The following is a 13,075-nucleotide window of genomic DNA, read 5'->3' on the forward strand; positions in this document are numbered from 1 at the left end:
CTCACACGCTCGAAAGGACACCGACAATGACAACGACTCCACGGCACGCCCCCTCGGCGGGTAATCCCTTCAAGGTCGCGATGGCCGAGGGTCATCATCGCATCGGCCTATGGCTATCGCTGGGCGACCCGTATTGCGCTGAAATGTGCGCCAGTGCAGGCTTTGACTGGCTGCTGATAGATGGCGAGCACGGCCCCAATGACCTGCGTTCACTGCTTTTCCAACTGCAGGCGGTGACGGCCGCCGGTGGCCACCCGGTAGTAAGAGTGGTGCAGGGCGAAACGGCATTGATCAAGCAAGTACTGGATATCGGTGCACAGACCTTGCTGGTGCCCATGGTCGACACGGCGGAGCAAGCCCGCGCCATCGTGGCGGCCACCCGCTACCCTCCACAGGGCATCCGCGGAGAAGCCTCACCCATCGTTCGCGCATCCCGCTGGGGCGCCCGTACGGACTATCTTCAGCACGCCAATGACGAGGTTTGCCTGCTGGTTCAGGCGGAAAGCGTAACAGCGCTGGATAACCTCGAAGCCATCTGTGCCGTGGATGGTGTCGATGGCGTATTCATCGGTCCCGCTGATCTGGCTGCCTCCATGGGGCATCTCGGCAATGCGTCCCACCCCGAGGTGCAAGCAGCCATCGACACCGCCATCACGCGGGTCAAGCACAGCGGCAAAGCTGCCGGTGTGCTGACCGGTGACCCGGATCAGGCCAGGCACTACCTGACCCTTGGTGCCCAGTTTGTAGCGGTCGGGCTGGACGTCAGCCTGCTGATGCAAGCGGTACGACAGCGGGCGGCTGATTTTTCGCTCGGCCCCGCTTCCCCCTCTTCCGCCGATGGTCCCTACTGACGTTCGCTGAAGTCCTGACGGCTACCACTCGCCGCCGCCACGCTCCAGAGCGGCGGCGATGGCCTGGGGAATGGGCTGGCCGGTGCGCTCGCTGGCGAACAGGTACTCACCGGCCGGGTTGACCTCGAGAAAGACGTGACGTCCCTCGGGTGTGACCCTCAGGTCGATGGCGCCGTAGGCCAGGCCGAAGGCCTTCATCAGTGCCCTGAGGCCTGTCTCCACTTCGGCGGGCAGGGTATAGGCGGACACCCTGGCGCTGCCCACCCCGCTGCGGTAGTCGACCTCATACTGAGGCTCACTTTCAAAGGCGGTGGCGAACATCTCGCCGGCCACGGCGGTGACCCGAATATCCAGCGCCAGCGGGATATATTCCTGGAAGATCACCGGGGCCAGTCGCACAGCATCGAGCTGGGCGAACTCGGCCTCACCGACCTTCAAGGTCTCTCGCGGGGCCTCGACGATATTGCGAAAGGCCTTGCGCACCACGCCACCCTCTTGGTGTCGGCCGACAAAGTCCGCGGCGGCCTCCGGACGGTTGGTAATCAGGGTATCGGGTATCTCCAGCCCCAGCCGGTGGGCCAGTCGATGTTGAGCAAGCTTGCGCTGGGCACGCTCGTCGGCCAGAGGATCATTCATCCAGAAGCCGTCCATGGCGTACCACAGGCCCTGAACCGCTTCCTGAGTTTCAGACCAGGCGAACAGGCGCTCGGTGCCATCGCCCAACGCCGGGTCCAGATCGAAGGGGCGCAGACGTCGATTCCACACCGAGCGCACCTCATCCAGTGCCAGACGCCGACCATCGGGCAGCGTCAACCACAGGCTGTCGCCGCTGGCACCGGCGTAGGCGAGAATGCCAAGCCGTTGGGGAAAGTCGGCGACGTCGATGACGTCCACCGGTGAATGCAGATGTTCCAGCACACGCTCGACGTGGGTGTTGTCGGCAAAGGACAGGATCAGAATCATGGAAAGCTCCCATGGGCAATGAGACCGCTACGTGAAACATGGCGGGCGCCAGGGTGACGCTCGCCATGTGAACGGGAGCTACTGGCCGCCAAGTTGGAGGTAGGCTTCCCAGGCCTGCTGCCAGGCCATCATCCCCTGCTGATCGAGCATGCCCATCTGGTGAAGCTGAGCGTAGTACGCCAGCATTTGCGCGTACTCAGCGAGCAGCGCCTGACCATTGTCTGCACCGTCACTGGTGGGCGGCTTCAATGACGCTCCGGCAGGAGGCTGGCCGGTCGCCAGCACGAAGGGCTGCAGCGGCGTGCCAAGCTGCACCGGCATGGCGGGTTGCACCGGTACACTGTCCAAGCCGCCGGGCTGCGGATTCTCGAAGGCCTGCTTGCCGCCCTCGAGCAGGGCCTTGCCAGGGGCTTCGTAGACCTGCTTGGGGGGATCCAGCGGCTTGATCTTGCCAGGGTCGACGCCTGGATCCTTGGCCAGGTCCTTGGGCTTGTCCTTGGCCAGGTCCTTTGGCAGCTCCTTGGGTTTTTCCTTGCTGAGCTCCTTCGGCGGCTCCTTGATGCCGTCCTTCAACAGATCCTTGCCACCATCCTTCGGTCCCTCCTTGGGAAAATCCTTGATCACCTCCTTCGGGCGATCCTTGGGCAGCTCCTTGCCGGTTTCCTTGGCCGGGTCCTTGATCGGGTCCTTGGCCAGCTCCTTGACGATCTCCTTGGTCAGCTCCTTGGGGCTGTCCTTAGGCGGGAACTTGGGCAATACCGGCGTACAGGACACCGTCTCGCCGATGGCGCTGCGGGGTCCGTCAAGGCAGGCCTGCATCCGTGCCACCTGGCCTTCGGTGAACATCACCATGGTGTCGTCATCGACGTAGTCCATGTAGTTCATGAACATGTCGCCGTTGGGACCGTTGTCGCAGGACACCTTGGGAAAGCTGGGCTTGCCCACGTTAGCGCCGCCTTGGTTGGGCGTATCGTCGACAAAGTCCGAGCCGGAACAGCCGGTGCCATCATCCCCCCAGATATGGAACAGATTGAGCCAATGGCCGATTTCATGGGTGGCCGTACGCCCCAGATTGAACGGCGCCTGGGCGGTGCCCATGTTGCCGAAGGCCGTGTAGGTCACGACCACGCCGTCGGTGGCGGCGGGGCCTCCCGGGAACTGGGCATAGCCGAGCAGACCTCCGCTCAGCGGGCAGACCCAGATATTGAGGTACTCATCAGAGGGCCAGCCATCCTTGCCGCCGGTGGCGTCGGCCTTGACCTTGTCATCCCCCGAGAACCCGCTGACCTCGGTCTGGGTGCGGGTGATGCCGTCGGTGGCGTTGCCGTCTGGATCGGTGGTGGCCAGGACAAACAGCAGTCTGGCATCCGCCGCCAACGGGGCGAACGGCGCCGGTACGCTGGAGATATCGGCGTTGGTCTTGCGGAAATCCTGGTTGAGGATCTCGATCTGGCTGTCGATCTGCTCTCTGGAAATGTTCTGGGTATCGGTCTTGTAGACCACGTGCACCACCACCGGTATGCGCGTGCATCCCGGACGCTGTGCCATGGTGCCACGCATGGCGCGAAAGGCGTGCTCCTCGATGCGCGCCCGGCGACGGGCGTACCCTGGGTCTTCGTCAAGCAGGCGCCGGTGCAGCGCCATGGTGCCACAGCAGCGACATCCTCTTGGATGGTTCATTTCTTCAGACATGACTTGCTCCCCGCCAGCCAGGAGGCCAGCGTTGTGAGTACGGACTCATTGGCCAGCGGCAGGCTGGCCTCCTGCGGCCCCACAACGCTCTTCCCATTCGCCTCGGGCGGGTTGCGCCAGGAGCCTATCGCTTGGTGATGATCAGAATGTCCTCTTCCACTGCATCAATGTCGTAATCGCCTTCCCATCCGGGCAACGTCAGCTGCAGCTTCTGTCCTTGCTGCTGCCAATGTCCCGTGGCATCACGACAGGGCCGGTCGGATGCGCTGCCGCCGTAGCACTCGGCAGAGCCATCAGGGTGGAGGCAAAGCCGCCGACGAGGCATGCGCGACGGGGCGATCGCCGGTGAATCGGGATGGCGCAGAATCATGCAGCCGTTCACTCCCTCCTCCTTCACTTCCACCCAGTCTCCGCACAGCGGCATCGTCATGGCTGCCTCCTTATGAGGTGTTGTTCTACGCTCCAGCGCGGTCATGCAGAGACCTTCGTCGCCAAGGCCCATTGCCACCCGGCGTCGAGGGACGGATGCCATTGTGCAGACGCCTGCAGACGACGGTACTGCGCCAGCAGCGCCTGCCGTTGGGCCTCGAAGTGACGCCACGGGTCCCCCCGATGATGGCGCTCGTCGCCGCGGCAAACACATAGCGGCAGCGGCGCGGGGGGCTGCATCGACGACCGTAGCCCGGCGCGTTCGGCCACAAAGGCCAGGTTCATGCTGATGATCTTCATCGCATAGTCGATATCGACCGTGGCCAGCACGTCACCAGGCCCATGGATATTGGCGTTGGCTCCATCGGCACCTTCAATGGTCAATACCGCCGGAATGCCCGCATCAATAAAGGGCACATGGTCACTCGCGAAGGGATTCAGCGAGACCTGCAGCACAAGATCAGTAAACTGCGCTCCCGCTGTGCTGAGTCCATCGATCATGTCCTGGCTGAGCGGCGCGCCTTCCAGCAGGACGGCTTGAGGCGTCGCATTGACCGAACCAATCATGTCCATATTGAGCACGCCCGCGATCCGTTGCCGCTCGCTACTCGACAGTCCCGCGACCCACTGACGGCTACCATGCAGTCCCTGCTCTTCCCCACCGAACAGAACAAAGCTGATGTCGTCGTCGAACGAGTGCTGAGCCAGCACCTCGGCCATCAGCACTAGCGCCGCTGATCCGCTGGCGTTGTCGTCGGCGCCCGGAGCTGGCGCCGACGGTCCTCCCTGATGATTGACGCTGTCCAGGTGCGCCACGACCAGCCAATGCCGAGGATGGGCGCCAACCCCTGCCAGCGCGGCTGCCACATTGCTACTGGTGCCCCCTGTCGGGATCGATACGGTCTGACGCGAACAGGACAAACCCGCAGCAGCAAATTGGCCTTCCGCCCAATCTGCGGCCTCGCCATAGCTGGCGCTGGTAGAATGCCGAGTGGGCCAGGACACCAGCTGTCTGATCAGCTGGTCATAGCGTGAACGCGAGGCCGAGTTCACCAGGGCTGTCAGCGACGTGGCGCGAGTCTCAGGACCCTCGTTGGGCTTGGCCCGATGGAACAGAACAGTGTCCTTGTTCAGCGGAAACAGGCGAAAACACGGCTCCTGATGGTCATCGAGCCCAGCGTTGATCTGACGCGCCGTGGCTCGGTCCAGGTCGACCACCAGATAGCGGCCCGCATCCAGCAGTACCGGCACGTCGGGATACTGCTGCTGAAACAGCCGGCCCTTCTGGCAAACACCGTGCAGGCTCCCTCGGGCGACATCCACCGCCCGCACGTCGGCGCTATTGCCAGTACTATTGCCAGTACTATCTCCAGTACTATCTCCAGTACTATCGCCAGTACCGTCATCAAGCGTCGCACGCAGCGCCGGCCAGCGCGCATTGGGCGCGACCAACAGCTGCTGACCTCCCGCCTGCACCCGCCAGACTCCCGCTACTGTCAGCGGTTTGGCGCGAGCGGAAGAAGACGTTATCGTTTGCCTCAGTATCACCTTCATGGAGTCACCCTTTGCTGCCATCGGCAGCAGGGACGATGCGCCAGAACGAGACGGTCCCGCTCACCGGCAGAACCCTCTTCAGCGGAATTAGCCGCAGCGTAATGGATTATCAAGGTAGTTGTTTCACGGCCAACCGTCTGTGGCTGCCCTGGCTCCAGCAACCTCAGGCACCTATCCGTAACTCTTTGATCATCATCGAATCATCTGAGTGAACGGATCATCCACACCGGGTGGTGTCAGTTCCCTGAGAAAAAAGTGCACAGAAAATCAGTGGGCTGGCGAGAGATGAAACTTTTTCACCTAACGACACACCAAGCTGAGTGGAGGTCTCGTCCAGGCCAGGTCGTGCCGTTCATGTAGTAAAGCTCCGAATCTGATCAGCGATGAAATCGCCAGCCGTGTGCTCTGCGCAGGCCTGCCACCACCGGCGTACTGGCGACAAAAGGTCGGCATATTCGAGAATATTGTCATCATTGTCGCCGAGAAAGGACCATACAGACGGTAGAACACGCCTGTTAGTTGCTTTATACTTTCGTCGTAAATTTACGATCTCGACATCCCGTCGGGATCGTTTTCGTTTGTCGGGAGGTCCCATGGCAATCTCCATCACCAATCTTCGTGCACGGCATCCTCGCCTGGCGGAGCTCGCCCTTGCCCTTGGTGGCTTCGGCATCGGTACCAGCGAATTCGTGATCATGGGGTTGATGGAGCGGGTCGCTCAGGACCTGTCGGTCAGTTCCGCTGACGTGGGCTACGCGATTTCCGCCTATGCCCTCGGCGTGGTTGTCGGCGCTCCATTGATCTCGGCGCTGGCGGCACGGGTGCCCAGGCGTACACTGCTGATCTGCCTGATGCTGGTCTTCGCCATTGGCAATATCGCCAGCGCCCTGGCCACCAGCTTCTGGCCCTTCGTCGGGCTGCGCTTCATTGCGGGCTTGCCCCACGGCGCCTATTTCGGCGTCGCCGCTCTGGTCGCCGCCGCCGCGGTCCCGGTCGAGGAGCGAGCGCGGGCCATCAGTCGTGTCATGCTGGGTCTGACCAGTGCCATCGTGATCGGCGCCCCCCTGGCGACCTGGGCCGGTCAGTGGATGGGCTGGCAGTTTGCCTTTCATGCGGTCGGTGTCATCGCCTTCCTTACCATGGGCATGATCCGGCTGTTCGTGCCGCGCCAGCCCCATGACGTCAAGGCCAGTCCCAAGCGCGAGCTGACAGCCCTGGTGAAACAACGCGTGCTTTACACTCTGGGCGTTGCCAGCATCGGCTTTGGCGGCATGTTCTCGGTCTTCAGCTACGTGGTCCCCACCTTGCGCGCCCAGGCCGACATGCCCGAGTCCATCGGACCCTGGGTCCTGGCGATCTTCGGCATCGGTGGCATCATCGGCAACCTGGTCGGTGCACGCGCCGCCGATCGCCACTTGATGAAAGCGGTGCCCAGAATCCTGCTGTGGTGTCTGGTCGTCCAGGCCGCCTTCTACTTTGCCGCCAACAACCTTTACACCGGCATACTGTTTGTCGGCCTGGTCGGCACCAGCATGGCGCTGGGGCCTGCCCTGCAGACCCGCCTGATGGACGTCGCCGGCGACGCTCAGACCATGGCGGCCTCGATGAACCACGCTGCGTTCAACTGTGCCAATGCCTTGGGTGCCTATCTCGGTGGTGTGGCCATCAAGGCGGGCGCTCCCTGGTCATCCAGTGGCCTGGTGGGTGCAGGGCTGGCGTTTGGCGGCCTGGTGGTGTTCATGCTGGGGCTGCGGGCAGAAAAACGCAGCGACGCCCGTCGTGCCGCACGGGCGCAGGCGGCCGACAACAACGCCTGAGGCGGCGACCGACCGACGATCTCGGCCGGGCACACTCCCGACCCGCTCCGCCGGGTGGTTCATACGACAGCGCCGGTCCCCTGAGGACCGGCGCTGTCGTCATGACGCCCACAAGGCAGAGGTAGCGAGTCAGCTCAGGCGACAGACCAGAAGTAGCGCACCACATGAAAGAAGATGGGCGCGGAAAAGATCACTGAATCCAGGCGATCGATAAAGCCACCATGCCCTTCAATCAGGTGTCCCCAATCCTTGATCCCGCGATCACGCTTGATCGCTGACATCACCAGCCCTCCAACGAAGCCCAGCAACGCGATCATCAGTGCCAGCAAGGCCGCCTGGAGCAAGGTAAACGGGGTCATCCAGGCCAGTCCGGCACCGACCAGGGTGGCACTCGCCACCCCTCCGACAAACCCTTCAAGCGTCTTCGATGGGGACAAGCGTGGGGCGATCTTGCGCCGACCTATCAGCTTGCCCCACACGTACTGCAGCACGTCACTGAGCTGGACGACGACGATAAGAAAGGCAATCAGCAGGACATTGCGCCCTTCAAAACCGGGAATATCCAGCGTCAGCAATGCGGGCACGTGCGATACGCAGAACACGCACACCATCAAGGCCCACTGCACCTCGCTGACTCGGTCTAAAAAGCCATGGCTATCGCCCCTGATCGCGGCGACAACCGGCAGCAGCAAGAAGGCATACACCGGAATGAAGATCGAATACATGCCGTAGTACTGCTGCCAGATAAACACGTACTGCACGGGCAGCACCACGAAGAACACCAGCGCCAACGCCCAGTGATCGGCGCGTCGAGAAGGAATCAGGCTGAGAAATTCGCGCAGCGCGGAGAAGGAGGCAAAGGCGAACAGCAGCACCACGCCTGTTCGTCCGCCCAGCAGGGCGATGCCCATCAGTATCGCCATCAGCCACCAGGAACGAATACGCTGGTTGAGGTTCTCGATCACCTCGTTCTCCCCACCAGGGGAGTAACGCCTCGCCAACACGAAACCGATGGTACTCGCGACCACCAGGATGCCGGCAATCGCCGCCAGCAGCGTTCCCAGGCCTGCGGGGATCACCATGTCATTCATGCGACGCGCCTCCCTGGAGCGATGCTTCTTGCGCGTTCGGCGCCAACGCCATCAGCGACTCCTGGGCACGCGCCAGGAAGTCTGTGCGGCTCTCGTGATCAATACGCGGCAGGGGTGCCCCGTAGGTCAGGGTGCACAGCAGGGGCAGGGGAACCACCTCGCCCTTGGGCAGCACCCGGTTGAGGTTATCGATCCATACCGGTACCAGTTCGACCTCGGGATGGCGCTGGGCCAGGTGATAAAGCCCAGAACGGAACGGCAGCATGCCATCCTCACGGGTGTTACGCGTGCCCTCAGGGAACAGGATCAAGGAGTCGCCTGCTGCCAGTGCAGCGCCCATGTCTTCAAGGGGGTCTCCCTGTGGCTGCGTCGCCGTCTGGTCTGTCTTGCGCTGACGCGCGATGAGCACGCCCTGAAACACCTCATGGATCAAAAAGCGGCGCAGCGGCGACGCCAGCCAATAGTCGGCCCCCGCCACCGGGCGAGTTCGCGCTCGCAGGCGCGGCGGCAAGGTGGTCCAGATCAGGACAAAGTCGCCATGACTGGAGTGATTGGCGTAATACAGCCGCTGGCGCGCTATCGGCGCGATTCCCGACCAGATTGGCCGTGGCGATGTCACCAGGCGTGCGAACAGGCGAATCAGCATGCCCGTCAATGACGCCCTCCAAGAGGGTTTCTTCATGTTCATTCCCTGTATCAGGCACCGCGTGCGAGATCTCCCTCTCCGGCGTCGACGGGTGCAGCCCGGACGGCAACTGTGCCATACTTCGGGCCCTCGGTTGCCCTCATATTGCACTCTCTGTTCCGAATCCCTCAGGTGAAGACCCCGCCCATGTCCCAAGGTACGCTATTCATCATTTCCGCCCCTTCCGGCGCCGGCAAGACCAGCCTGGTGCGCGAATTGATCGAGGGCCTCGACGGCATTCAGGTATCGGTCTCGCATACGACCCGAGCCAAGCGACCGGGCGAGGTAGATGGCGTGAACTACCATTTCGTCGACATGCCGACCTTCGACGCCATGATCGACAAGGGCGACTTCTTCGAGCACGCACGGGTCTTCGACAACTGCTACGGCACCTCGCGAAGCGCCGTGGAAACCCTGTTGGCCGCAGGTCAGGACGTCATCCTCGAGATCGATTGGCAGGGCGCTCGTCAGGTCAGGGCGCAGATGCCGGACGCGGTCTCGGTGTTCATTCTGCCGCCCTCCCGGGAAGAGCTCGAGCGTCGCCTGTCGAGCCGTGGTACGGATGACCATCAGGTCGTCAGCGCGCGCATGCGTGAAGCCGTCAGTGAAATGTCTCACCATGACGAATACGACTTCCTGGTGATCAATGACGACTTCACCACGGCGCTGGACGAACTGCGTGCACTGGTCGTCGCCCAGCGCCTGGCGACCCCGCGCCAGAATCAGCGTCATGCTGCCCTGCTCGAAGCGCTGTTGACCGATACGCAGCCACACAATTGAGGTACCTCCTCACCACCACGCCGGTGGGCAAGCGGTTCGGCACTGCAACGACCGTCCAGCGTCTTGTCAGAAGCGGCGTGACTCGAGTAATCTAGCCTGTCACTTCGCAGGTGCAACCCCCGGGCGCAATCGTCGGCGGGGGCATAGTCCGTCTCGCCGACCGCGAAAGGCCAGCACCTGCCCGACACACTGTCTGTCAGATCAGGAAGGGCCCAATGGCGCGAGTTACCGTCGAAGATTGTCTGGAACATGTCGAGAACCGTTTCAAGCTGGTGATGATTTCCACCCAGCGCTCCCGTCAGCTGGCCCGCGGCTCCCGCGATGCCTTGCTGCCCTGGGAAAACGACAAGCCCACGGTCATGGCCCTGCGTGAAATCGCCGACGGCCTGATCGATGACAGCGTACTGGACGAGCCGGTCGAGGCTCCCAGCCGCTTCCGTCCCGAGTACTCTCACGCCTCGCCCTCCGAGGAATGATCGCGCCGGGGATGGCCGTTGGCCATCCCACGGGGTCCTCATCACGCAGTCGGGGCACGCCACATGTTCACCATCGACGATCTGTCTGACCGACTCGGAGGCTATCTGCCCGCCGAGGAAATCCAGCAGGTCAGGCGTGCCTTTTACTACGCTGAACAGGCCCATGACGGCCAGCGCAGGCGTTCCGGTGAACCCTATGTGACTCATCCCTTGGCGGTGGCCAATATCCTCGCCAACATGCACATGGACCATCAGAGTCTGATGGCGGCCATGCTGCACGACGTCATCGAGGATACCGGCGTCCCCAAGGAGGCCCTGGCCAGACAGTTCGGCGAGCCCGTGGCCGACCTGGTCGACGGTGTATCCAAGCTGACCCAGATCACCTTCGAGGACAAGGCCGTCGCCCAGGCTGAGAACTTCCAGAAGATGGTGCTGGCGATGTCCCAGGACATCCGGGTCATCATCGTCAAACTGGCCGACCGTCTGCACAATATGCGCACCCTCGGTGCGCTCAGGCCTGACAAGAAGCGTCGCATCGCCAGGGAAACCCTGGAAATCTATGCTCGCGTTGCCAGCCGCCTTGGCATCAACACCATTCGCGTCGAGCTCGAGGACCTGTCCTTTCAGGCTATCCACCCGATGCGGGCCGAGCGAATCAAGCGTGCCGTGGCCAGCGCCCGTGGCAATCGTCGCTCCGCCATTCGCCAGGTGCAGAACGCCTTGCAGACTCGGCTCGACGAGCACGAGCTCAAGGGCACCGTCATCGGTCGCCAGAAGCATCTGCTGTCGATCTACCGCAAGATGCGCGACCAGCGAAAGTCCTTCGCCGAGATCATGGACGTGTTCGGCTTTCGCATCATCGCCGACGATGTCGACAGCTGTTATCGCATCCTGGGCATGGTGCACAACCTTTACAAGCCGGTACCCGGACGCTTCAAGGACTACATCGCGATCCCCAAGGCCAACGGCTACCAGAGCCTGCACACGACCTTGTTCGGCACCAACGGCATGCCCATCGAAGTGCAGATCCGCACTCGTGAAATGGAAGCCATGGCCAACAACGGCATCGCTGCCCACTGGCTCTACAAGGCAGGCCAGACCTCGCATCCGATTGCCGAGGGCAGCCGTGCCAGGGCCCGCGAATGGGTCAAGGGCCTGCTGGAGATGCAGCGCCATGCCGGCGACTCCCTGGAGTTCATTGAGCACGTCAAGAACGACCTGTTCCCGGACGATATCTACGTGTTCACCCCCAAGGGCGACATCATGGAGCTGCCCCAGGGCGCTACCGTGATCGACTTTGCCTATGCGGTACACACCGAGATCGGCAACACCTGCATCGCCTGTCGCATCGATCGTCACCTGGCGCCGCTGTCGACCCGCCTCGAAAGCGGCCAGACGCTGGAGATCATCACCTCTCCTGGCGGCAAGCCTAACCTTGCCTGGCTCAATTTCGTGGTCACGGCCAAGGCCCGCTCGGCCATTCGTCACGCCTTGAAGCACCAACAGCACACCGAAGCCGTGCAGCTTGGTCGCCGCCTGCTGACCCGGGCGTTGATGGAGTTCGAGGTACACCTGGAAGATCTGGGTGACGACGTCATGGCCCGCCTGCTCAAGGAAATGGAGATCCAGAACGAGTCCGATCTGCTGGAAGCCATCGGGCTTGGCAACCGCATGACCCACGTCATCGCGCGGCGCCTGGTGGAGCTGCAGCGGGGCGAGCGGATCACGCAGAATCGCGACAGCAGCGACAGCTCCAACGTCACTATCAGTGGCGTGGAAGGCATGGTGATCAAGTTTGCGCGCTGCTGTTATCCGCTACCGGGCGATCCGATCATCGGCCACCTATCGGTGGGCAAGGGCATCGTGGTACATCGCTCCGAGTGTCGCAATCTGCAGGAGCTGAAGAGCGATCCGGAAAAGCTGTTCACCCTGAACTGGTCGGACACCATTGATGAAGATTTCCAGGTGGCACTGCGCCTGGAGGTCGAGAGTCGTCGCGGCCTGGTGGCAGAACTGGCCGGACTGGTCACCGATGCCGACGCCAACATCGAGCGCATCGGTATCGAAGAGAGAGACGCTCGTCTCTCCATCGTCAATCTGACGCTTTCTGTGCGGGATCGCATTCACTTGGCGCGCATCATCAAGCGACTGCGTAATCTCTCCCATATCGGCAAGATTTCTCGTCTCGGCAACTGACCTGGGTGGCGCCAACAGGCCATGAATCCCATGGCCGTTCGCCACGTGGCTGTCGCCATCGACATAACATCAGGAGTCAATAATGAGCAACAAGGCTGTTATCAACACCGATCAAGCCCCCTCCGCCATCGGTCCTTACTCCCAGGCGATCAAGGCCGGCAACACTGTCTACCTGTCAGGCCAGATCCCCCTCGACCCGACCACCATGGAGCTGGTGTCGGATGACTTCGAGGCCCAGGCGCGCCAGGTGTTCACCAACATGAAAGCCGTCTGCGAAGAAGCCGCTGGCTCACTGCAGGACATCGTCAAGCTCAACCTGTATCTGGTGGACCTGGACAACTTCGCCACGGTCAACAAGGTGATGGAAGAGATCTTCACCAAGCCATACCCGGCCCGTGCGGCGGTGGGCGTCAAGGCACTGCCCAAGGGCAGCCAGTTCGAAGCAGAAGCGGTCATGGTCATCGGCGACTGATGACCCTCACGCCTGCCGGTGCCTGTGGCGTCATCAAGGTACCGGCATGGCTCCTCGCTGGCCCAGCCC

The 13,075-nt window shown here is 62.3% G+C and carries 12 protein-coding genes; 6 read left to right on the forward strand and 6 right to left on the reverse strand.

The genetic code is table 11. The features are described 5' to 3' along the window. The first annotated feature begins 26 nt into the window (after positions 1 to 26). A complete protein-coding gene (gene hpaI, locus JF545_RS10830; RefSeq protein ID WP_206942004.1) occupies positions 27 to 851 on the forward strand; it encodes a 4-hydroxy-2-oxoheptanedioate aldolase in 825 nt (274 codons plus the stop codon). Positions 852 to 872: 21 nt separating this feature from the next. Here hpaI and JF545_RS10835 read toward each other — a convergent pair whose 3' ends face one another. From JF545_RS10835 to JF545_RS10850, 4 genes are all read right to left on the reverse strand, one after another. Continuing rightward, the gene (locus JF545_RS10835) at positions 873 to 1,814 is read right to left on the reverse strand and encodes an ATP-grasp domain-containing protein (protein WP_206942005.1); all 942 of its coding nucleotides are present in this window, start codon (positions 1,812 to 1,814) and stop codon (positions 873 to 875) included. 78 nt (positions 1,815 to 1,892) lie between these two features. Beyond that, positions 1,893 to 3,506 (reverse strand): zinc metalloprotease, encoded by a 1,614-nt coding sequence (locus JF545_RS10840; RefSeq protein ID WP_206942006.1) that lies wholly within the window; start codon positions 3,504 to 3,506, stop codon positions 1,893 to 1,895. 124 nt (positions 3,507 to 3,630) lie between these two features. After that, positions 3,631 to 3,936 (reverse strand): hypothetical protein, encoded by a 306-nt coding sequence (locus JF545_RS10845; RefSeq protein WP_206942007.1) that lies wholly within the window; start codon positions 3,934 to 3,936, stop codon positions 3,631 to 3,633. A gap of 41 nt (positions 3,937 to 3,977) precedes the next feature. Next, entirely contained in the window at positions 3,978 to 5,489 is a 1,512-nt protein-coding gene (locus JF545_RS10850; RefSeq protein WP_206942008.1) for a M28 family metallopeptidase, read from the reverse strand. 593 nt (positions 5,490 to 6,082) lie between these two features. Between JF545_RS10850 and JF545_RS10855 the strand changes: the two genes are divergently transcribed. Then, the gene (locus JF545_RS10855) at positions 6,083 to 7,306 is read left to right on the forward strand and encodes an MFS transporter (protein WP_206942010.1); all 1,224 of its coding nucleotides are present in this window, start codon (positions 6,083 to 6,085) and stop codon (positions 7,304 to 7,306) included. 134 nt (positions 7,307 to 7,440) lie between these two features. On the opposite strand, the gene JF545_RS10860 is transcribed toward JF545_RS10855, so the two are convergent. Further along, positions 7,441 to 8,397: a phosphatidate cytidylyltransferase gene (locus JF545_RS10860; protein WP_222162294.1), complete on the reverse strand. Its 957-nt coding sequence runs from the start codon at positions 8,395 to 8,397 to the stop codon at positions 7,441 to 7,443. Then, the gene (locus tag JF545_RS10865; protein ID WP_222486896.1) at positions 8,390 to 9,079 is read right to left on the reverse strand and encodes a lysophospholipid acyltransferase family protein; all 690 of its coding nucleotides are present in this window, start codon (positions 9,077 to 9,079) and stop codon (positions 8,390 to 8,392) included. Before JF545_RS10865 ends, JF545_RS10860 begins: the two co-directional genes overlap by 8 nt. A gap of 150 nt (positions 9,080 to 9,229) precedes the next feature. Here JF545_RS10865 and gmk point away from each other — a divergent pair, with 150 nt between their 5' ends. The 4 genes from gmk (at position 9,230) to JF545_RS10885 (ending at position 13,006) form a co-directional block, all read left to right on the forward strand. Further along, a complete protein-coding gene (gene gmk / locus JF545_RS10870; RefSeq protein WP_206942011.1) occupies positions 9,230 to 9,862 on the forward strand; it encodes a guanylate kinase in 633 nt (210 codons plus the stop codon). A gap of 215 nt (positions 9,863 to 10,077) precedes the next feature. Next, on the forward strand, positions 10,078 to 10,338 hold the full coding sequence (gene rpoZ, locus JF545_RS10875; RefSeq protein ID WP_206942013.1) for a DNA-directed RNA polymerase subunit omega: 261 nt from the start codon (positions 10,078 to 10,080) through the stop codon (positions 10,336 to 10,338). A gap of 63 nt (positions 10,339 to 10,401) precedes the next feature. After that, entirely contained in the window at positions 10,402 to 12,534 is a 2,133-nt protein-coding gene (locus JF545_RS10880; protein WP_206942015.1) for a RelA/SpoT family protein, read from the forward strand. 82 nt (positions 12,535 to 12,616) lie between these two features. Next, positions 12,617 to 13,006, forward strand: a complete 390-nt coding sequence (locus tag JF545_RS10885) for a RidA family protein (protein WP_206942017.1) — start codon at positions 12,617 to 12,619, stop codon at positions 13,004 to 13,006. Positions 13,007 to 13,075: the final 69 nt, after the last annotated feature.

Source organism: Halomonas litopenaei (assembly GCF_017303055.1).
GTDB classification, from domain to species: Bacteria; Pseudomonadota; Gammaproteobacteria; order Pseudomonadales; family Halomonadaceae; genus Halomonas; species Halomonas litopenaei_A.